This is a genomic window from Aeromonas sp. 2MA4 (assembly GCF_029237305.1).
Classification (GTDB): domain Bacteria; phylum Pseudomonadota; class Gammaproteobacteria; order Enterobacterales; family Aeromonadaceae; genus Aeromonas; species Aeromonas salmonicida.
On sequence record NZ_JAACFY010000010.1, the window covers coordinates 90595 to 111345 of the forward strand.

The 20751-nt window shown below is 60.3% G+C and carries 15 protein-coding genes; 6 read left to right on the plus strand and 9 right to left on the minus strand.

The features are described 5' to 3' along the window. Positions 1-3: 3 nt before the first annotated feature. The 5 genes from miaA to GWQ31_RS12125 form a co-directional block, all read right to left on the minus strand. Entirely contained in the window at positions 4-921 is a 918-nt protein-coding gene (gene miaA, locus GWQ31_RS12105; RefSeq protein WP_265452254.1) for a tRNA (adenosine(37)-N6)-dimethylallyltransferase MiaA, read from the minus strand. Between the two features lie 98 nt (positions 922-1019). Continuing rightward, positions 1020-2903, minus strand: a complete 1884-nt coding sequence (gene mutL, locus GWQ31_RS12110; RefSeq protein WP_275909455.1) for a DNA mismatch repair endonuclease MutL — start codon at positions 2901-2903, stop codon at positions 1020-1022. A gap of 72 nt (positions 2904-2975) precedes the next feature. Further along, a complete protein-coding gene (locus GWQ31_RS12115; RefSeq protein ID WP_275909456.1) occupies positions 2976-4700 on the minus strand; it encodes an N-acetylmuramoyl-L-alanine amidase in 1725 nt (574 codons plus the stop codon). Beyond that, entirely contained in the window at positions 4691-5164 is a 474-nt protein-coding gene (gene tsaE / locus GWQ31_RS12120) for a tRNA (adenosine(37)-N6)-threonylcarbamoyltransferase complex ATPase subunit type 1 TsaE (protein ID WP_275909457.1), read from the minus strand. The genes GWQ31_RS12115 and tsaE overlap by 10 nt, the downstream gene beginning before the upstream one ends. Positions 5165-5172: 8 nt before the next feature. Then, positions 5173-6684, minus strand: a complete 1512-nt coding sequence (locus GWQ31_RS12125) for an NAD(P)H-hydrate dehydratase (RefSeq protein ID WP_275909458.1) — start codon at positions 6682-6684, stop codon at positions 5173-5175. Between the two features lie 125 nt (positions 6685-6809). Here GWQ31_RS12125 and queG point away from each other — a divergent pair, with 125 nt between their 5' ends. Both queG and GWQ31_RS12135 read left to right on the plus strand, forming a co-directional pair. Continuing rightward, positions 6810-7964, plus strand: a complete 1155-nt coding sequence (gene queG, locus GWQ31_RS12130; protein WP_275909459.1) for a tRNA epoxyqueuosine(34) reductase QueG — start codon at positions 6810-6812, stop codon at positions 7962-7964. Positions 7965-8047: 83 nt separating this feature from the next. Then, complete coding sequence (locus GWQ31_RS12135) at positions 8048-8797, plus strand: polyphosphate--glucose phosphotransferase (RefSeq protein WP_005311650.1); 750 nt, start codon at positions 8048-8050, stop codon at positions 8795-8797. A gap of 80 nt (positions 8798-8877) precedes the next feature. On the opposite strand, the gene GWQ31_RS12140 is transcribed toward GWQ31_RS12135, so the two are convergent. Beyond that, positions 8878-9333: a hypothetical protein gene (locus GWQ31_RS12140; protein ID WP_275909460.1), complete on the minus strand. Its 456-nt coding sequence runs from the start codon at positions 9331-9333 to the stop codon at positions 8878-8880. 474 nt (positions 9334-9807) lie between these two features. Here GWQ31_RS12140 and metN point away from each other — a divergent pair, with 474 nt between their 5' ends. The 4 genes from metN (at position 9808) to rfaH (ending at position 13001) form a co-directional block, all read left to right on the plus strand. After that, a complete protein-coding gene (metN, locus tag GWQ31_RS12145) occupies positions 9808-10851 on the plus strand; it encodes a methionine ABC transporter ATP-binding protein MetN (RefSeq protein ID WP_275909461.1) in 1044 nt (347 codons plus the stop codon). Between the two features lie 76 nt (positions 10852-10927). Next, on the plus strand, positions 10928-11581 hold the full coding sequence (locus GWQ31_RS12150) for a methionine ABC transporter permease (RefSeq protein ID WP_017411745.1): 654 nt from the start codon (positions 10928-10930) through the stop codon (positions 11579-11581). Between the two features lie 26 nt (positions 11582-11607). Then, entirely contained in the window at positions 11608-12408 is an 801-nt protein-coding gene (metQ, locus tag GWQ31_RS12155; protein ID WP_275908190.1) for a methionine ABC transporter substrate-binding lipoprotein MetQ, read from the plus strand. Positions 12409-12503: 95 nt separating this feature from the next. Continuing rightward, entirely contained in the window at positions 12504-13001 is a 498-nt protein-coding gene (gene rfaH, locus GWQ31_RS12160; protein ID WP_005311640.1) for a transcription/translation regulatory transformer protein RfaH, read from the plus strand. Positions 13002-13181: 180 nt separating this feature from the next. Here the strand turns inward: rfaH and GWQ31_RS12165 are convergent, their stop codons facing one another. Genes GWQ31_RS12165 through GWQ31_RS12175 form a run of 3 tightly spaced genes read right to left on the minus strand, consistent with a single transcriptional unit; the run spans position 13182 to position 20669 of the window. Then, positions 13182-15158: a methyl-accepting chemotaxis protein gene (locus GWQ31_RS12165; RefSeq protein ID WP_265430440.1), complete on the minus strand. Its 1977-nt coding sequence runs from the start codon at positions 15156-15158 to the stop codon at positions 13182-13184. A 38-nt stretch (positions 15159-15196) separates the two neighbouring features. Next, the gene (locus GWQ31_RS12170) at positions 15197-16408 is read right to left on the minus strand and encodes an EAL domain-containing response regulator (protein ID WP_058393629.1); all 1212 of its coding nucleotides are present in this window, start codon (positions 16406-16408) and stop codon (positions 15197-15199) included. Further along, the gene (locus GWQ31_RS12175) at positions 16389-20669 is read right to left on the minus strand and encodes a transporter substrate-binding domain-containing protein (RefSeq protein ID WP_275909462.1); all 4281 of its coding nucleotides are present in this window, start codon (positions 20667-20669) and stop codon (positions 16389-16391) included. The genes GWQ31_RS12170 and GWQ31_RS12175 overlap by 20 nt, the downstream gene beginning before the upstream one ends. Between the last annotated feature and the right edge of the window lie 82 nt (positions 20670-20751).

Here is a 20751-nt window from a genome sequence, read left to right on the forward strand (position 1 = left end):
GTGTCAAGCCACTCCGGCACGGGCAACGACCCTTGCCAGATTGCCAGACTCACCAGATTCCAGCCAGGTGACTTCAGGCCAACCGCGCAACCAGGTCATTTGACGCTTGGCCAACTGGCGGGTGGCAACAATACCGCGATAGCGCATCTCATCATACTCCACTTCCCCTGCCAGGTAGTCCCACATTTGGCGGTAGCCAACGCAGCGAATAGCTGGCAGGTCGGGGGTGAGATCGCCTCGTTCATAAAGCGTACGCACCTCTTGCTCGAAGCCGCTTTGCAACATCTTGTCAAAGCGCTCTTCAATGCGCTTGTGCAACAGGGCGCGATCGCTCGGGGCAATGGCAAATTGGTGCACCCGATATGGCAACCCTTCCCCCTGCACCTGGGTTAGCTCGGTCAGGGTTTTGCCGCTGATGCGATACACCTCCAAGGCCCGGCTAAGACGCTGCGGATCATTGGGATGAATGCGGGCGCCGGCGACCGGATCAATCCGCACCAGCTCATCGTGCAGCGCCTGCCAGCCAAGGCGTGCCGCCTCCTCTTCCAGCTCGGCACGAATGGCCGGATCGGCGGATGGCAGCGGAGAAAGCCCCTCCAACAGTGCCTTGAAATAGAGCATTGTGCCCCCCACCAGCAGCGGAATGCGGCCACGGGCGACAATATCGTTCATCTCCCGCAGGGCATCGCGGCAAAAGTCGGCGGCCGAATAGCTCAGGGCAGGATCAATAATATCGATCAACTTGTGGGGAGCCAGAGCCAACTCTTGCGCCGTTGGCTTGGCAGTCCCTATATCCATGCCGCGATAGATAAGCGCAGAGTCCACGCTGATGATGTCGCAAGGCAGGGTTTGGCACAGGGCGATGGCGAGATCCGTCTTGCCGGAGGCCGTTGGCCCCATCAAAAAAATTGCATTCGGCAAGTCAGCCACGTTCAAATTCCTCGATCAGATTTAGCAGCGACAGCGAGCACATCACGGGCTTATTGCCAGACTGTGTATTGGAACAAGCACTCGGCAACTCAGCCACCATCTGCAAACGCCTCCAGTACTGTCGTCAGCGACACGGGGCGCACCATGCGAATATCTGCCAATTGGTCACTGAAATCGGCCACAAGTTCCGTCAGCAAGCGATTGGCTGTTGAAAAATCGTATATTTTTTCGTGGCTTATCCCCTGCTCAACCAGCCATTGGCATAATACTTCAGCCAGCTGGCTCGCATCACTGTCAGATCCGCTCTCGATAATTTGCAACAATTCGGGTAATAGCCGCACCAGATCGGTCTGGCGCAGCAAGGCTGGCACCCGAGTCAGGATCATGGTGTCACGCCCCCCGCTTTTCAACTCCAGCCCCATCCGTTTGAGCAAACGTTCCTGCGCTTCAACCAGCGATATCAGGTTTTTCGGCAGCTTGAACGAAACTGGCAGCAACAGGGGTTGCGCAGCCAGCCCCTGGCCCCAGGCTTCCAGCAACCAGTTGCGCAGCAACAGGCGTTCGGCCCGCACCAGGGAGAGCAGCGCCAGCTGGCCATCTCGCACCAGCAACAGATAGGCCTGCTCCACCAGAGTGAGTGCCTGCCAGACTCCAGGTGTGGTCTGAGCTGCTGCACTGGGCACCATTGCAGCGGTAGCGGATACAGCAGACGCGGGCCCGGCACCAGGCAAGGTGGTGAGCAGTGCGCCCATGCCCCGCATCGCCTCCCGGCTGGGTGGCTCGGGCGGTTGGTAGTTGCCGGCACGCGCCGCGCCCCCTTCTCGCACTTCATTCGTCGAGGCAGGAGCCCGATAGCTGTGCTCGGCGCCATACCACTCGGGACGAGGCGCCTGCCCTGGGCATTCAATCTGCCCGCTGACAGGCAGCTCGACCAGGGTTTCGGCCAACGGCTCTTCCTGATGAGCTGCGCTGACCCCTTCGCGGCGCAGCGCAGTAAACAGCGCCTGAAAGATAAAGTCGTGGATCAGCCGCGCCTGATGAAAGCGCACCTCGTGCTTGGCAGGATGGACATTCACATCCACCTGGTGGGGGTCCAGCTCGATATAGAGCACATAGGCGGCGAAGCGGTCGGGGGGCAGCAGCTCGTCATAGGCCTGGCGGATGGCATGATTGATGAGCTTGTCGCGCATCATGCGACCGTTCACATAGGTGTATTGCAGATCGTTCTGCGGTCTGGCGCCCTCAGGCAGCGCCAGCCACCCCCACAGACGTACGTCGCTATGTTCGCTCTCCACCGCCAGCGCATGGTGCATGAAGGGAGTGCCACAAACGGCGGCGAGCCGGCGCTCCTGCTCAGGCACCGTATTGGCGGCCTTGTACTGGCGCATCACCTTGCCGTTGTGACGCAGGATCAGGGTGACATCGAAACGGGAGAGCGCAATGCGACGCACCAGCTCATCGATATGGGCAAATTCGGTCTTTTCACTGCGCATGAACTTGCGCCGCGCCGGGGTATTGAAGAAGAGATCCACCACTTCCACTGTGGTGCCCACCGGGTGGGCCGCCGGTTTGACGGTGACGTTCATCTCTCGCCCTTCCGCCTGTGCCTGCCAGGCTTCGGACTGATCCTGGGTGCGGGAGGTAAATGTGAGACGGGAGACAGAGCTGATGGAGGCGAGCGCCTCGCCGCGAAACCCCAGGCTGCAGATCCCTTCCAGATCATCCAGGGTCGCCACCTTGGAGGTGGCGTGGCGCGACAACGCCAGCACCAGCTCGTCTTTGGCGACGCCGCAGCCGTTGTCACGGATGCGGATCAGCTTGGCACCGCCCTTGTCGATGTCGATTTCGACCCGGTCGGCGCCCGCGTCCAGGCTGTTTTCCACCAGCTCTTTCACCACAGAAGAGGGCCGCTCCACCACCTCTCCGGCGGCAATCTGGTTGGCCAGGATAGGGGGTAATATACGGATCGGCATCACTTACTCCTGAGTTTCAATCTTGCGATGGTATACGCCAACACGGGGAGCGGCATCACCAGCTCCCGCGCGTCAGTTTTGGGGAATGTAGAGCACCTGCCCTACCTGGATATCCCGCGACTTGAGCTTGTTGATCTCCACCAGCCGCGCCTGACTCACCCCATTCTTCTCGGCAAGGCGGGAGAGACTCTCGCCCCGCTTGACCACATGGCGGATCATCTGCGACTTGTCGTCACTGCGAACGGGGGCGGCACTGCGGCTCTGTCCCTGCTGGGGGATATAGATTGTCTGACCAATCTGAATATCCCGGCTGCGCAGCTGGTTGATTTCAACCAATGTGGACTGACTCACCCCATGCCTCTCGGCAAGGCGGGAGAGGCTCTCGCCCCGTTTGACCACATGGCGGAGCATCCGCGATTTGTCATAGTCGCCCACATTACTGACCGGCGCACCTGTCTCTTGCGCTGCCGCCGAGTAAGGCTTGATCACCCCGGCTCCCGAGCTGGTCGCAGCACCACCATCGCGGGCAGTGGCTGGCATCTTGTTGGTCACGACCGGCTGCGACTGTACTTGCCTGGGCTGGCTCACCGACTGCTGGGCCACAGGCGCAGGGCGAGTGGTAGCTGCCGGCCGACTGGCCTGTCCCTTGCCAGTCAGCAAGGCGCCCTTGGTCGGGTGAGCACGGTAGTAATTGCGGATCCCCTCGAAGATGGCGCGGGCCAGCTTGTCTTGATAGGCGGGGGTAGCCAGCAGCTTCTCTTCAGCATGGTTGGAGATAAAACCTGTCTCTACCAGCACGGAGGGAATGTCCGGGGCTTTCAGCACGGCCAGACTGGCATGCTCCGGCGCCTTTTTGTGCAATTTGGCCACCTTGCCCATGGAGCGCAGGATCTGGCGGCTGACGTCATAGCCCTCGGCACGGGACTTGTCCATGGAGAGATCGAGGAAGGTCTGTGCCAGATAGGGATTCGGGTCGGATTCGGCCAATACCTTGCCTACCCCGCCCAGCAGTTCCCCTTGTTTCTCCTGCTTCTCCAGCCAGCTGCCCATCTCGCGGTTGGCGCGATTGGTCGACAGCACCCAGACAGAGGCGCCGCGCGGCGTCGAGTTGTGGAAGCTGTCCGCGTGGACGGAGACCAGCAGATCCGCCTTGGCCTTGCGGGCAATTTCGGAGCGCTTGTTCAGATCCACGAAGTAGTCCCCGCGGCGAGTCAGCACGGCGCGCATGCCCGGTTCCCTGTCAATGAGTGCAGCCAGCTTCTGGGATACCGCCAGGGTAACTCGCTTCTCATAGGTGCGACGGGGGCCGATGGAGCCCGGATCTTCCCCGCCATGGCCCGGATCGATGGCGATCACCACCCCCTTGCCCTTGCCCCCCACAGGGGTGGCTTGCACGGCGGCGGCAGAGCGTTTCTCTTCATAAGGCAGGTCGATCACCAACCGGTGGCCATAGGGGCCTGCCGGTGCCAGCGGAAATACCACGGGTTTGATGGTGGAACTGAGATCCAGCACCAGCCGCAGTCCACCCTTCTCCAACGGCGAGCTCTCGCGGATCTTGCGCACCAGCTCGCTGTTGTTCCCGATACTGGCCAGATTGGCGACGTTGTTCGCCCCTTTGAGGTCGATCACCAGTCGATCCGGGCCGGTCAGGGTGAAGTAGTTGTAATTGGGAGCACTGCTCATGTCGAGCACCACCCGGGTGTTATCCGGCGATGGCCATACCCGCACACTCTTGAGCTGATTCGCCCAGGAGGGTAAGGCCATCAGAGAGAGGGCAATAACAAGGATCAAGCGCACGTAGATGACAACCGTTCCAGAATGGCTTCGCCAATAGCAGTGCGGGCTTCTATCAGAGCCTCACGCTGCTCGTTTACATAAGTCAGGGTAATGTCCAGATCGGGCGCCGGCAGCCAGCCCTCCCCTTTCTCCGGCCACTCCACCAGGCAGAGGGTATTGGCAGCAAAGTAGTCCCGGATCCCCATGAACTCCAGCTCTTCCGGATCAGCCAGACGATAGAGATCAAAGTGATAAACCTGCCAATCGGCCAGTTCATAGGGTTCCACCAGGGTATAGGTCGGGCTCTTGACCTTGCCCTGATGCCCCAGCCCTTGCACCCAGCCACGGGTCAGGGTGGTTTTTCCGGCCCCGAGGGAGCCGTGCAAGAACACCGTGGTCGCCTGCTGGCAGGCGTGTGCCAGACGGCCACCCAGTGCCACTGTTGCTGCCTCGTCCGGCAGTGTCATCATCAACTGTTTTGCCATGTTCTTCTTTAACTTGTTATGGAGTCGGGATTAACCAGTCGACGGATAAAGGGCAGCAGGTCTGATGCCAGCATTCCTCTCTCTCCGTCTGCGGCGGCCAGATCGGCCGCTTCCCCGTGGATCACGGCTCCCAGCCTGGTTGCCTCGACGGCAGACCAGCCCTGAGCCAACAGGGCGGCGATTATACCAGACAAGAGATCGCCCATGCCGCCACTGGCCATGCCGGGATTGCCCTCATCACAGAGCGCGATTTGCTTGCCGTCATCAATGAGCGACCCCGCGCCCTTGAGCAGCACTACGCCGCCAAAGCGTTGCTGCAGGCGCCGCACAGCGGCAAAACGATCCGCTGCAATATCGGCAATGGAGCAGCCCAGCAGGCGTGCCGCCTCACCCGGGTGAGGCGTGAGCACCCAATTATCCTGATGACGGGGACATAGCGCCAGCCAATTCAATCCATCGGCGTCCAATACCAGCGGCAAGCTGTCATTGACCAATAATTCAAAATGGCGCCGACCCCATTCGTCCTGACCGAGTCCCGGCCCCACCAGCCGCACCGAAGCCCAGTACTCATCCGTATCAACCACTGAGTTCATCAACTCGGCTTGATAGAGGCTGACGGGCCCATGACTCGGATGCTGGCACACCCGTACCAGACCCGCTCCCGCCCGCAGGCAAGCAAGACCCGCCAGCACTATGGCTCCCTGCATGCCCACATTGCCCCCTGCCAGCAGCACCTTGCCGTGGGAGCCCTTGTGAGCCGAGCGCTGGCGCGGCGTCAGCAGGTGTTTGAGGCCGGGATAATCGATCCGCTCCGCCGCCGCTTGCAGCGTCTCCTCTGGCATGACCCCGAGGGGATCGCAGTCGAGCTGGCCCACCCCATCCACACCATCGCTGGTAAGCATGCCCTGCTTGATGCCGATGAAGGTGAGGGTGCGAGTGGCACGCACCAGCGCCCCCATGGCGCAGCCGGTATCGGCATTGAGGCCGGAGGGCAGATCCACCGCCAACACAGGCGCGCCCAAGCTATTGATTGTTGCGACGATCTTTGTCAGAAGCGGCGATAGGTGGGTATGGACACCCGTGCCAAGCAGTGCATCTATCACCAGGTCCGGCGACGGCAGTGAGTCCAGCTCGCTGGCGCCAGCCATCAGCACAGCCCCCCCCAGCGCCAGCCAGTCATCGGCGGCTCGCCTGGCATCCCCTTTGAGCTCGGCAGGCGCCCTGGCGGCGATCACCCGGGGTTCAAGGCCTATCTGTCTGGCGAGACGCGCCAGCACATAGCCATCCCCGCCGTTGTTGCCTGGGCCGACAAAGATCCACCAGCGGCGGCTCTGCGGCCAATGATGGGTGGCGTAGGTACACAGCGCCGCACCGGCACGCTCCATCAGGGCGTAGCGTTCCTGCCCTTCTCGCTCGGCCCAGCGCTGCTCCAGCGCGCGGATCTGTTCAGTCCGCCACAGTGATTGTGGTAAACTGCGCACCTCTTTCCCGCTGATAGCATCCCCGATGACCTTTACCATGACGGCTCCTGACTTTCATCCATTAGCCCTGGCTGAGACGCTTCGGGCACGCGATGCGACATGACCACATCTGATTTTCACTGCCGGTTGACCCAGGACATCAAGCCTGTGGGGCTCGATGCCGCATGACTACGCCTGATTTTCAGCAGTTGGCTCACGATATCAAGCTATGGGCAGGCGAGCTAGGATTTGACCAGGTCGGTATCACGGACACGGATCTTACCCTCGAGGAGCCCAGGCTGCAGGCCTGGCTGGATGCAGGCCATCACGGCAGAATGGACTACATGGCCCGACACGGCATGATGCGGGCCCGCCCCCATGAGCTGCTGCCGGGCACACTGCGGGTAGTGTCGGTGCGCATGAACTACCTCCCCTTCGAGGCGGGTTTTGCCGCCACCCTGTGCGATCCGACCCTCGGCTACATCAGCCGCTACGCTCTCGGCCGCGACTACCACAAGGTGCTGCGCAACCGCCTCAAGCAACTGGGGGAGCGGATCGAACAGCGTTGTCAGGCGCTGTTTCAAACCACCCAGGACACAATGGGAGAGTGGCGACCCTTCGTCGACTCGGCACCCATACTGGAGCGGCCGCTGGCCGCCAAGGCCGGGCTGGGCTGGGTCGGCAAGCATTCGCTACTGCTCAACGAATCGGCCGGCTCTTTCTTTTTTCTGGGGGAGCTGCTCCTCGGCCTGCCCCTGCCCATTGATGCCCCGGTGGAAAAAGAGCAGTGCGGCAAGTGCGTGGCCTGCATCAATATTTGCCCGACCGGTGCCATAGTCGCGCCCTATGTGGTGGATGGGCGCCGCTGCATCTCCTACCTCACCATAGAGAACGACGGCCCCATCCCGGAAGAGTTCAGGCCGCTCATGGGCAATCGCATCTATGGTTGTGACGACTGCCAGCTCATCTGCCCTTGGAATCGCTATGCAGGTGCAAGCCCGGAACCCGACTTCAAAGCGCGCCCCAACCTGCACCGCCCGCCCCTGCTGGAGCTGTGGCGCTGGGCCGAGAGCGAATTTCTCAAGCACACCGAGGGGAGCCCGATCCGGCGCATCGGCTATCAACGCTGGCGCCGCAACCTGGCGGTGGCGCTTGGCAACGGCCCGGCCACGCCAGAGGTGATCGCCGCCCTGCAACAGGCGTTTACGACCGCCGAGCCCATGGTGGCCGAACACATAGAGTGGGCGCTGACGACCCTGGCCAAACGCCAGCAGGATGACAACAAAAAGACACGCTTGCTGATCCGTTGCATCGAAAAAGGTCTACCGGATCACGCATAAGCGATCTCCCCCTTGCCGGATACACGTCATTTTTTCATGCTCTGCCGACGGTTAACCGTCGGCACTATAAAAGGAACAATCTGATGCAGATGTTGGGAGTGGATATCGGTGGCTCAGGGATCAAGGGATGCCTGGTCGATACCGAAACAGGCGAGCTGATTGGCGAACGCCACCGTCTGGCAACACCGCAACCGGCTACCCCGGCGGCCGTGGCACATACCCTCAAGGCACTGGTAGAACACTTCCAATGGAAGGGCCCTGTGGGTTGCGGCTTTCCCGCCACCATCCACAACGGCATCGCCAAGAGCGCGGCCAACATCGACAAGAGCTGGATCGAGACCGATGCAGCACACCTGTTTTCGGATGTGACCGGCCTGCCCTGCCATGTGCTCAACGATGCCGATGCGGCAGGTCTGGCCGAGATGCGCTTTGGTGCCGGCAAGGATCGCAAGGGGATCATCATCCTCATCACTGTTGGTACCGGCATAGGTACAGCCGTGTTCGTCAACGGCCAGCTGCTGCCCAACACCGAGCTGGGTCACCTGATGCTGGAAGGCATGGTAGCCGAGCACTACTGTTCGGATGCGGTGCGCAAGCGGGAGGATCTCTCCTGGAGCCGCTGGGGAAAACGCTTCAACAAGTATCTGGCCAGACTGGAGTTTCTGTTCTCCCCCGACCTCTTTATCCTGGGGGGCGGCAGCTCAGCCAAGCTCGACAAATTCATCGATCGCATCGAAACCCGCGCGCCGCTGGTGGCAGCCGCCAGTCTCAATCAGGCTGGCATCATAGGGGCAGCCCTTCATGCGGCCGAACGCAGCGCCGAACAGCAGTAAGGCGACATCCCCACTTAGGGTCAATGATAGAAAAGAGGCCCGGCAAATGCCGGGCCTCTTTCGTTGCACCTTTACCGCGGCTAAATGTCGTCGAGCCGATGCACACCGTGTACCAGTCGGGTCAAGCGGGTTTGTTCCAGCGATGCCAGCGAGATCAGCAAGGCAGCCGTCTCGTCAGTCGGGCACTCGCGGGCCAGATGGCTCAGCTCGCCGATGAGTTTTTCTTCCTGACGACACACCTGCTGCACTATGTCCTGAGTCTGGGCAGTGGCAGGTAGTGCCAACCGCTGGATCTCGGGCAACAGATCCTCGCTGAAGCCCCGCTCCAGCCAGGTTTCCTTGACGCCCTGACTCAGCTGTCCCTGATAATCGTGCAGATGGGCACTCGCTTCATCCTCCCGCCCTTGCAGATACGCCAGCAACATGCGGCTGCGCTCGCCATCCACTTCTGCCATCAATCGCCCATAACAGAGTCCGAGCTGGTGATGAACCTGTTCGAGGTAAGACAGCAAATCCTTGATCTGTTGAAATCGCATCACTCACTCCTCCTGCCACGCCACACCTGTTGAGTATAAAAAACAACCACACATATCCCAAACCAAAGGCGGTCACTTTTTGTGCTGCATCAAGGGGATGGATAACAAAAGAGATAAAGGAACAAAGTGGAACGATTTGTGCCATCTTGGTGGCAGCCAAAGAGTGCGAACAGCACTCCTGCCTTCATGACTAACAAAACAGACAACGAAAGCAGATTATCCAGGCTATATTCGGAAAAAATCAACAATAGCCAAATACAATATTGCCCCCTGATAAACCACTGTCGTCGTTAGTCATCCGGCGAGAATTCTTATCACTTTTTTAGACGTCTAGACGTAGAAACATGCGTTGACATAGCCATCCAGACATCTTAGCATCATCCTCCATGATGACAGAGTAACCCAGTGGAACCTCTGCCCAATTCACCCGCCTGTAGCGCCCTGTGCTTTAAGGCTGTTAGCACGGAAGAATCCATGATTAAGTTGATCGGTCTCAACAAAGTCTACGGTAAAGGCAGTGATGCCGTGCACGCCCTGCGTGACGTGAGCCTGCATGTGCCACAAGGCAAAATTTTCGGGGTGATCGGTGCCTCCGGTGCCGGCAAGAGTACCCTCATCCGTTGTGTCAACCTGCTGGAGCGCCCGACAGAGGGGCAGGTCATCGTCGACGACCAGGACCTGACCGCGCTGCCGGAGCGGGAGCTGACCCAGGCCCGCCGCCAGATCGGCATGATTTTTCAGCACTTCAACCTGCTCTCCTCCCGCACAGTGTTCGCCAATATCGCGTTCCCGCTGGAACTGGCAGGCTGGAGCAAGGCCCAAATCCAGACCCGGGTCGGCGAGTTGCTGGCGCTGGTCGGGCTGGAAGCCCGCGCCCACGCCTATCCGTCCGAGCTGTCCGGCGGCCAGAAGCAGCGTGTCGCCATCGCCCGCGCCCTGGCACCGGCTCCCAAGGTATTGCTGTGTGACGAAGCCACCTCGGCCCTCGACCCGCAGACCACACGTTCGATCCTGAGCCTGCTCAAGGAGATCAACGTCAAGCTGGGGCTCACCATACTGCTCATCACCCACGAGATGGATGTGGTGAAGGGGATCTGTGATGACGTGGCCATCATCAGCGACGGCAGTCTGATCGAGCAGGGCGAGGTCGCCTGGTTCTTCAGCAATGCCAAGACCCAGCTGGCCCGTGATTTCATCCACTCCACCATCCATCTGGAGGTGCCGCAGGAGTATCAGGACCGCATGAGCAGCGAGCGAGTGGCGGGCAGCTATCCGCTGGTGAAACTCGGCTTTACCGGCAGCACGGTCGATACACCGCTGATTTCCGAGGCGAGTCGTCGCTTCAACATCGATATCAGCATACTGAGCGCCGATATCGAGTACGCCGGGGGCGTCAAGTTCGGCTTCCTGCTGGCAGAACTGTTCGGGGATGAGGCCCAGTGCGAGGCGACTCAGCAGTTCCTGATAGACAACCATATTCAGCTGGAGGTCATGGGTTATGTCCGCAGCAACGACTGATCTGCTCATCACTGCCCTCAAGGGCTGCCAGACGCAGTCCCTGATCACAATCGCATTCAGCTGGAGGTAATGGGTTATGTCCGAAGCCATGATTAATCTGCTGGTCACCGCCCTCGGTGATACCCTGCTGATGGTGTTTGCCTCCGCCCTGTTTGGCTGCCTGCTTGGCCTGCCTCTTGGGGTCGCACTGCACGTCACCAAGGCGGGCCAGATCCTGGCCAACCCGGCCCTGAACAAGCTGCTCGGCATCCTGGTCAACATTGGCCGTTCCGTGCCCTTCATCATCCTGCTGGTAGCCATTATTCCGCTGACCCGGCTGATCGTCGGCACCAGCATAGGCACCATAGCCGCCATAGTGCCGCTGACCATAGGTGCAGTGCCTTTCATCGCACGCCTGGTGGAAGGTGCTCTGATGGAGGTGCCGGACGGCTTGCTGGAAGCGGCCAAGGCCATGGGTGCCAAACCCTTGCAAATCATCACCAAGGTGCTGCTGCCAGAAGCCCTGCCCGGCATCATCAACAGCGTCACCATTACCCTGGTCACGCTGGTGAACTACTCCGCCATGGCCGGTGCCATCGGAGGGGGTGGCCTGGGCGATGTGGGTATTCGCTACGGTTATCAGCGCTTTGACCCCACAGTCATGCTGGCAACCGTTGTGATTCTGGTTTTACTGGTTCAAATCATCCAGAGCGCGGGTGAGCGCCTGGTCAACACATGTGATCATCGTTAATCGTCGATTTCTGACAGGAGGTTTTTATGAAATTTGGCATTAAATCCGTTGCGGCTGCCTTGTTGGCTGGCCTGGTACTGGCCGGTTGCGGTCAAAAAGAAGAGAGCAAGACCCTGAAAGTAGGCGCCATTGCCGGGGCGGAATCCCAGCTGGTGGAAGCCGCGGCCAAGGTCGCCAAAGACAAGTTCGGTCTGGATGTCGAAGTGGTCACCTTCTCCGACTTTGCCACCCCGAACGTGGCCCTGAACGATGGCAGCATCGATCTGAACGCTTTCCAGCACAAACCGTATCTAGATAGCCAGGTCAAGGATCGCGGCTTCGATCTGGTACCGGTTGGCAACACCTTCGTCTACCCCATCGCTGGCTACTCCAAGAAGATCAAGGCCCTGGCCGATCTGAAAGAGGGCGCGCAAATCGCCGTGCCGAACGACCCGACCAACCTGGGCCGCTCTCTGATCCTGCTGCAAAAGCAGGGCCTGCTGACCCTGAAAGAAGGCACAGGTCTCGAAGCGACAGTGCTCGACATCGCCAGCAACCCGAAAAATCTGAAGATTGTTGAACTGGAAGCGGCACAGCTGCCCCGCTCCCTGGAAGATGTGGACCTGGCCATCATCAATACCGTGTATGCCTCCCAGATCGATCTGCTGCCAGGCCGTGACGGTCTGTTCGTGGAAGACAAGGATTCTCCCTATGTCAACCTGCTCGTCTCCCGTGGCAACAACAAGGATGACGCCAAGGTGAAGGAGTTCGTCCAGGCCTTCCAGAGCGACGAAGTGTACAAAACTGCTGACGAATTGTTCAAAGGCGGCATCGTCAAAGGTTGGTAATCACTCACTCAGCAAAAAAGGCCACGCCAAGCGTGGCCTTTTTTATTGCCGCGGTTATCATAACCGGGAGCACGGCAACACGAACGTAACAGAACATGAAAAAATGGTATCTGGCCTACTGCAAGCCAAAGGAAGAGGCCCGCGCACGCGCCCATCTCGAAGCCCAGGGGATTGAGTCCTATTACCCCATGGTCGAGATCGAGAAGCTGCGACGGGGCAAGCGTGTCCCTGTGCGGGAACCCATGTTTCCCAACTATCTGTTTATCTATGTGGATCTGGAGGAGGTCACGCCGGTCACCCTGAAGTCGACCCGTGGCATCAGCCGCATCATCCACTTCGGCAAGGAGTGGACCGCCATCAGCAGCCAGCTGGTTTATCAGTTGATGAGCCGTGACGACAGCGACGAGGCGAGAGCCAGCTACGCCAATCTGCCGACCCAGGGCGACAAGGTATTGATCGAATCGGGCCCATTGGCCGGATTCGAGGCGATTTATCTGGAACCGGATGGAGAGAAACGCGCCATCCTGCTGGTCAGCCTGCTCAACCAGGAGACCTCCAGCAGCTTCGACAATCAGGCTTTTCGCCGCCTGTAATGACCCTCATCAGGCAGGCGTTCATGACAAACAACGCCTCATTCCTCCTGGTGAGCCGGCTCAACCAGGAGACGTCCAGCAGCTTCGACTATCATGCTGTCTGCCGCCTGTACCAATGCTGAGGCGGGCCATCTGGCCCGCCTCATTTATTTATCCAGATCATCCGCCTTGGCGGCGTTATCAGGCCCCCAGTTCGAAGCGACTGATGACGGACGTCAAACGACCCGTATCCTGTGCCAGTCTGGCCACTATCTCTTCCCCCTGCTGGCTGCGCTGGCTCGATTGCCGGCTCAGCCCGGCGATCTCTTCCACTGTGCCCGCCACCTCCTGGGCAACCCGCGACTGCTGCTCGGTAGCGGTGGCAATGGCCCCCAGCTGACCGGACAGATCCTGCACCAGCTGCAGCATGGTATCCAGGGTCTGCGTCACAGAGGCAACGGCGTTGCGGCCCTGTTCGACCAACTGGGTACCGCTGCCGACCGTGCTCACCGTCTGGCGGGTCTGTTGCTGAATGCTGGCGATGGTCTGACTGATCTCCTCGGTTGATTGACTGGTGCGACTGGCAAGCAGACGCACCTCATCAGCCACCACGGCAAAGCCACGCCCCTGCTCCCCGGCCCGCGCCGCCTCGATGGCAGCATTGAGCGCCAGCAGATTGGTCTGCTCGGCTATGGTAGCGATCACCTCGGTCACACGGCCGACCTGTTCGCTCTGGGCACTGAGCAGCCCCATGGCCTGATTGGCCTGAGCTATCATGGCGGCAATCTCCTGCATTGTGGTGGTCATACGACCGAGGGCACTGCCCCCTTGCTGTGTCTGTCCCTCAGCCTGATGGGCCACTCGAGCCGCCTCGGCTATGTTCCCCGCCACATCACGGGTGCTGACCGACATCTGTTCGATCGCCGCCGCCACCGTATCCACCCGCTGATTCTGACTCGCCAGATCGTCGACGATGGCCCTGGTGGTGTTACCCACCTCGACACACGCCCCCTCCACCTGCCCCACGGCGCCCTGGATCTCGCCGACCAGCTGACGCAGCTGCAGCGACATCTGGTTGATGGATCCCGTCAATCCCCCCAGCTCATCCTGACTCTGCACCGGCAGAGGGCGGGACGGCAGACGGCCATTGGCTACCTGATCGGCCCGCACCACCAGACTGGCGATGTCCCGGGTCAGACGGCGACTGAACAGCAGGGCGACCAGGGTGCCCAGCACTATGACGGTCAGGGTAGCCAGCAACAGGGTACGGTTGATGGTCTGACCGGCACTGGCCATCTTCTCCCCCATGCTGTCCACTTCAGAGCGAGTCTGGGTCACCTGGGCTGCCAGCTGACTGGCCAGCTGGGTCAACGCAGGTTCTATGTCGGTTGCCATCAGATGATTGGCCTGATCCCAGTCCGGGGCCTGACGCTTGCTTATCACCTGACCGACCAGTTCGGCAAAGGGCGCTGACATCTCTTCAAACAGCGACCAGAGGCTCTTCTGTGCCTCGGAGAAATTGGCCTGCTGCTGTTTCAGCTCTGCGACCCGCTGCTGATGGAACTGGTAGTAATCCTGATACTTGGTGCCATATTCGGGGTCACCCGAGATGAGGAAGTCGCGCAGGGCTGAGAGGGCATTGGAGAGGCTGTTATACGCATCCCCCACCTGCTTGAGCAGCAGGCGGCGATCCCCTGGCAACTGATCCTGGGGGGTGGCCACCTCTTCATTGGCGAATGACTGCAACTGATCGAGAGCCGCTTCTGCCAGCGGACCCGCCTCCAGCAGCATGAGCGTGTGAGCGGGCAGGTTCTCCTCTGTGTGGGCGATGGCCCATACCTGCTCCTGGCGTCCTTTGAAGGCCTTGAGCGACTGGGCAAGTGCGGGAGTGAACTGCTGCTGCTCGATGGCTTGCCAGGCCCCTTCCCACTCCTGTTTGAGGCGGGAGGCCTGGGCCGGATCCTTGCCGAGGATGAGATAACCGCGCAGGGAGGAGACGGTGGCCACCAGCGCCTTCTGGCTCGCCTCATCCCGTTGCAGGGCAGGCAGTGCCTGCTCCAGCAGCGCTGTCTCGACCTCGCCGATCCGGCCGAGCTGGTGATAGACAAGTCCGGAGGAGAGGATCACCAACAGATTGATAAAACAGAAACTAAACAACAACTTGCTTGAAATTTTCATGAACGTCCTTGTTCAACTGCGGGCATGCCGCCTGGCGTTCAGTCCCCGATCAGGCCGGGTAACCGTTCGCGCCAGGTGTCGTGCCACCCCATCAATTCATCCCGCGGCATGGGCCGGGCGGAGAAGAAGCCCTGACACACGTCGCACCCCAATCTGGCCAGCAGCCGCCAGGTCAATTCATCCTCTACCCCTTCGGCGACCGACTTGAGTCCCAACTTGCGGGCCAGTTCGATACTTGACTCTATTATGGCCAAGCGAGAGGGGTCCTCATAGCAGCGATCGACGAAAGAGCGATCCAGTTTGAGCTCGGTGAAGGGCAGCAGCGCCAGCTGCTGCATGGAGGAGTAGCCGGTCCCGAAGTCATCGATGGAGAGGCCAAAGCCATGCATCCGCAGCCGGGTCAGCACTTCCAGCGACTTGCCCAGATCCTTGACGAACGAGCTTTCGGTCACCTCCAGGGTGATGAGTTCAGGGTTGATGCTCCAGCGCTGGCACTGGTTGATCAGGGTATTGCAGAGATCCCCCTCGATAAGGGAGGTGGTTGAGAGGTTCATCGACAGATTGAGGGAGAGACCTGTCTGCTCCCACAGGTGACCGTCACGCAACGACTTGCTGATGATTACCTCGGTCAGTTGATCGATGAGGCCGTTGTTCTCCGCCAGGGGAATGAAGCGCACCGGCGAGATGAGGCCGTAGTCCGGGTGCTGCCAACGGGCAAGCGCCTCCATGCCGACCCAGTGCCCCGAGCCAAAACTCACCTTGGGTTGATACCAGGGCAGCAGTTGATCCTGCTCCAATGCCCGGCTCAGCTCATCCAGCGTCAGGCTGTGGCCATCTTCCTCCTGGGCCCGCTCCTGCTGTGGGCGCCAGGCGCCGATCAACTGGCTGATCTGCTGCTGGCTGGAGGGCTTTTCGATGCGCCCAAGCACCTGCAGGCCATAGGCGGCACTCATCCGCAACACGGCCTCGACCACGTCATCTTCCAATGCACTGGAGAGGATGATACCGCCACGAAAGCCCCCGAGGGACAGACGGCGCAGCAACGCCATCCCATCCATGCCGGGCATGCGCAGATCGCAAAACAGAATGTCGACCTGATGGCGCTGACACATCGCCAGTGCCTCCACGCCATCCTGAGCTTCCAGCAGCGAGGTATAACCGAGCCCACGGATCTGGTGCATCAGTGCCTTGCGCTGAAACGCGTGGTCTTCCACCACCATGATCGCCAACTCATGCTGTGTCTTGTTCATCGAGCCATAGTCCAATTTCGCGTGTTATAGAGTTCATCAGCGCCTGTACTGTCTGGCTCAACTCGGTGAGTTCTTCCAGCTGTTTCAGTCGGGCCGCCGCTTCGAGTCGGGCAGCTTCCTCTGCCAATGGTAGCTGTCCTACCATGCGGGCAGCCCCCTTGATGCGGTGCGCAGTCTCTACCAGAGCATACGTATCCTGACGGGCCAATGCCTGCATCATGTCATCACTATCCTGGCGGTTGGAATCCAGATACTCCCGCGCCATGCTGCGGGCCACCGCCTCATCGCCAAACAGCGAGATCCAGCATGCCCCCAGATCCGCAGCGGGTTCAGCAGGCACCGGTATTACCTCGGCGACCGGTGCGGCGACCGGCAACCAGTCCTCCAGCATCTGGCGCAAGGTATCCAGGGTGTAAGGCTTGAACAGCATGTCGTTCATGCCGGCCTCCTGCATCTGCAGACTGGCTTCTTCTGACGTATCCGCCGTGACGCCAATGATGGGCGCCTGTTCCCCCTGCCCTCGCAGGGTCCGCGTCAGGGTATATCCATCCATCACCGGCATGTGGCAATCGGTGAGCAGCAAGGCAAAATCTTGCCCCTGCCAGGTGCGCAGCGCCTTCTCGCCATCATCCACCACCTCGGCATCCACCCCCAGAATGGCGAGCTGACGGGCCAGCAGGGCACGGTTGATGGGATGATCATCGGCCACCAGCACGCGTCCTTGCAACTTGGCCGTATGGGCCTCGACCGGATTGATCGCTTTCTCTCCCAGCAGCTGATGGCAGGTTTCCAGCAACAGATCCGGATAGAGCGGGGATTGCCCCAAGCGCCACCAGGCATCCGATCCCATGCGTCCGCGCAGTGCCTCCAGCGGGGAGAGCACTATGCCCTTGAGCGCGGATTGCTGTAAACGTGTCAGCCAATCGCTGCCCAGGGCCTGTTCCAGCCAGCCCTCCTCCGCGAACAGCAAGCCACTAAGTGGCTGTTGCCACTGCTGAGGATCCAGACGATTCAGCCTGGCCCCCAGCCGCTGCATGGCAGACTGCAAGGCGGCATCCTCGCCAAACAGCCACCATTCCTGACCCGCCAGCGCAGGTGCATCCCATCGACTCTCGGTCAACGGAAAGCTGAACGTCAGGCGGGTTCCCTGGCCGGGCTTGCTCTCAAGGGCCAGGCTGCCTCCCATTTTCTGCGCCAGCTGATGACAGATGGCCAGCCCCAGCCCTGTGCCGCCAAAGCGTCGATTTATGTCGGATTCCACCTGCTCGAACGGGGTAAACAGGCGATCCTGCTTCGCTTCGGCAATGCCGATACCGGTATCACTGACGGCGATGAGCAGTTGCTCGGCGCGATAACTGACCTGGATGCGGATCTCCCCCCGCTCGGTGAACTTGACCGCATTGTTGAGCAGATTGGAGAGCACCTGTCCCACCCGCACAGCATCGATACGCGCCTGGTCCGGCACGTCTGGCGCCCAATCCAGTGTCACTTTGAGCCCCTTGCCATGGGCCAGGGTGGCATGACCACGGATCACGTCACAGATCACGGAGGCGAGACGGCAGGCTTGATAATGCAGTTGCAGCTGGCCCGCCTCTATCTTGGAAAAGTCGAGCACATCGTTGACCAGATAGAGCAGATTGTTGGTAGAGGTGATGACGTTGCGCAGCATGTAACGCTGATCTTCATTCAATTCGCTCATCTGCAGCAGCTCCAGCATGCCGTGCATGCCGGAGATGGGGGTTCTGAGTTCGTGGCTCATGGTGGCGAGGAAACGGCTGCGCACCTGCATCGCCTGCTCCGCATAGGCGCGCGCCTCCCTCAGCTCATGCTCCTGACGCTTGAGGGCAGTGATGTCCTGGATCACGCCGTTGAGGATCAGATTCCCCTCTTCCTGCGGCACGAAACTGCCGCGCACCTGCAGGTAGCGATCTCCCTCAGGGCGCTCTACCTTTACCTCCAGGTCGAGCGGTGCCAGTGTCTCGGCGTGGTTGGCGACCTTGCTGACAAAATCCTGCAGCGCCTCTTCGGTAAAGCCGAACACCTCACCCCCGGACTCCGCCGACAGCATCTCCTGCTGGCTGGCCCCCAGGATCTCGTTCGCCCCTTGCGAGGCATAGAGGAAGCGCCCCTGGCCCGGCCCCTGCCACAGGTACTGATATACGATACCCGGCATGCTGTCGGTGATCTGGGTGAGCCGTGTCTCAGCCTTGCGGGCCCGCGCCTCGGCTTCCTTGATACGGGTCACATCGGTGAGCACCGTCAATACACCCAGCATATCGCCGCTTGGTGATCGGTAGGGGCGCTTGGCATAGATGACGTGAAACAGGGTGCCATCCTGGCGGCGACTGTAACCAGCCCCTTCCAGCTGCTTGCCGCTGTGCCACACATCCTGCTCCTCTTTGAGCACCCGCTCACGCTCCTGGGGCGGCATGCCGTCAAGATCGATACACTCATCGCCCACGCAGGCACCAAGGAAAGCATCCCGATAAGCCTGGTTGCACAGCGTGATGCTCTGCTCCCGGTCACGCAGTGCCACCATGTTGGGCAGGGAGTTGAGCAGGGTCTGCACAAAGGTCAGCTGCTCGTTCAATTTGCGCTCGGCCAGCTGGCGCTGGACTATCTGGCGACGCAGCGTGCGGTTCCAGCCCATGAATAACAGCACGCAGAGCAGAAAGGCCCCCATACCGAAAGAGGACCAGAGCAGCACTGTCGCCGGGTTGATGCCGGTCTGGATGGTGAGGGAGAGCCACTTCTGTTCCAGCCTCGACAACTCGTCAGGCCGGATGGAGAGCAACACCTTGGTCAGGATCTGCTGCAACATGGGATCTTGCTGATGGGCCGCCATGGCAACGGGCACTCGCAACTCGTTGCCGGAGAAGACCACCTGATAGCGGTTGTTGAATCCCTTCTGCAACGCCAGTTGCAGCGTTGTCATGCTCATCAGCACATAATCGACCTCATTCTGATCGAGCAGGGGCAACAGCCTGGTATCACTGCTGACCGTCACCGGATAGGCTCCCACCTCCTTGAGCACCAGTTCCTCCACAGAACCACCGACTATGCCTACCTTGTGCCCCTTGAGCTGATTGAGATCCTCAAGCTCGGCCACCCCCTGTCTGGCCGCGATCACTCTGTGGATGAAGGCGTACTCAGGGGTAAACAGAGAGAATTGGCGGCGCTCGGGCGTCGGCGTCATGGCCGGAATGAAATCCAGTTTGCGCGCCTGGAACAGCGCCTGGGTTTCGGTCCAGCTGCTGGTCGGTACCAGAGTAAACTTGAGACCGGACCGGGTGCTCATCACCTTGAGCAGATCGGCGATGAAACCCTTGAGCTGACCCGCACCGTCGATCTCGCTCACCGCTGGCCAGTCAGGTGCAACGCCGAACTTCAGCGTGGGATGCAAGGCCAGCCAATTGAGCTCGCTCTGGTTGAAGATAATCTGGCGAGGGCCATGAGCCAGTTCATAGTCGACTATGCCCCCCGTCTCCAGAATGCGGCGCCGATCCTCAAGGGAGATGTCGTTGAGCGCCAGCTCCAGCAGTTCCAGCAGTCCCTGATTATTGGGTCCCACTGCCATGGCCAGCGAGGTATCCGTCACCCAGTCCGGGGTGATCACTTTCAGGCCGGCCTGCTGCTGCAGGCGTTGCAAGCGAACCAGGGCAGGCAGATCGGCCAGATAGGCGTCTGCCAACCCCTTTTTCACCATGAAGACGGCCTCGTCGCTGCTGTCTGCCTGCGCCAGCTGGTCCATGCCCAGCTTCTCAAGGTCCTCACAGGAGTTGAATCCCTGTTCACACACCCAGCGTAATTGACGAGCCGCCGCCAGGGAGAGGGTGTCGTTCCCCTTCGCCAGCAGCACACCGCGGGGCAGCCCCATGAGATCCGAGGTAAACCGCATTTTCTGTTGCCGCGAGGCACTGGGGGTCACGCCGATCAGCATGTCGACCTCGCCATCAAGCAGCGCTTGCTGGGCACCAGCGTAGTAGGGATAGGTCTTGTAGCGCAGCGTCAGTCCCAACCGACCTGCAACCAGAGAGGCAAAATCATCCAGCGGACCACTGAACCCACCCCGGCTATTGGCATAGACGTAAGGGGGCCAGGCCACAGAGGGCATGCCGACAACCAGATCGCTGCGCGAGGCGAGCCACAGGCGCTCAGACAGCCCCAGCCGGTCCTTGTCCAGACTGGTTTGTGCCACAGCCAAATGGCCCCAGCAGGCAAGCCAGCACAGCAGGAAGGCGCGATAGCAAAGACACAACATGGATAACTCCTGAACAGATCGGAGAGCGATAATAGGGATTTTGGCAAAATGTGCGAATGAAAATTCGTAATCAAACTCAACC

Coding starts and splice junctions, on each gene's coding strand:
- metQ (WP_275908190.1), top strand. CDS start 11,608: ATGAAATTTGGCATTAAATCCGTTGCGGCTGCCTTGTTGGCTGGCCTG.
- GWQ31_RS12165 (WP_265430440.1), bottom strand. CDS start 15,158: ATGAAAATTTCAAGCAAGTTGTTGTTTAGTTTCTGTTTTATCAATCTG.
- GWQ31_RS12150 (WP_017411745.1), top strand. CDS start 10,928: ATGTCCGAAGCCATGATTAATCTGCTGGTCACCGCCCTCGGTGATACC.
- metN (WP_275909461.1), top strand. CDS start 9,808: ATGATTAAGTTGATCGGTCTCAACAAAGTCTACGGTAAAGGCAGTGAT.
- GWQ31_RS12175 (WP_275909462.1), bottom strand. CDS start 20,669: ATGTTGTGTCTTTGCTATCGCGCCTTCCTGCTGTGCTGGCTTGCCTGC.
- GWQ31_RS12135 (WP_005311650.1), top strand. CDS start 8,048: ATGCAGATGTTGGGAGTGGATATCGGTGGCTCAGGGATCAAGGGATGC.
- tsaE (WP_275909457.1), bottom strand. CDS start 5,164: ATGGCAAAACAGTTGATGATGACACTGCCGGACGAGGCAGCAACAGTG.
- GWQ31_RS12140 (WP_275909460.1), bottom strand. CDS start 9,333: ATGCGATTTCAACAGATCAAGGATTTGCTGTCTTACCTCGAACAGGTT.
- mutL (WP_275909455.1), bottom strand. CDS start 2,903: ATGCCGATCCGTATATTACCCCCTATCCTGGCCAACCAGATTGCCGCC.
- GWQ31_RS12170 (WP_058393629.1), bottom strand. CDS start 16,408: ATGAACAAGACACAGCATGAGTTGGCGATCATGGTGGTGGAAGACCAC.
- rfaH (WP_005311640.1), top strand. CDS start 12,504: ATGAAAAAATGGTATCTGGCCTACTGCAAGCCAAAGGAAGAGGCCCGC.
- queG (WP_275909459.1), top strand. CDS start 6,810: ATGACTACGCCTGATTTTCAGCAGTTGGCTCACGATATCAAGCTATGG.
- GWQ31_RS12125 (WP_275909458.1), bottom strand. CDS start 6,684: ATGGTAAAGGTCATCGGGGATGCTATCAGCGGGAAAGAGGTGCGCAGT.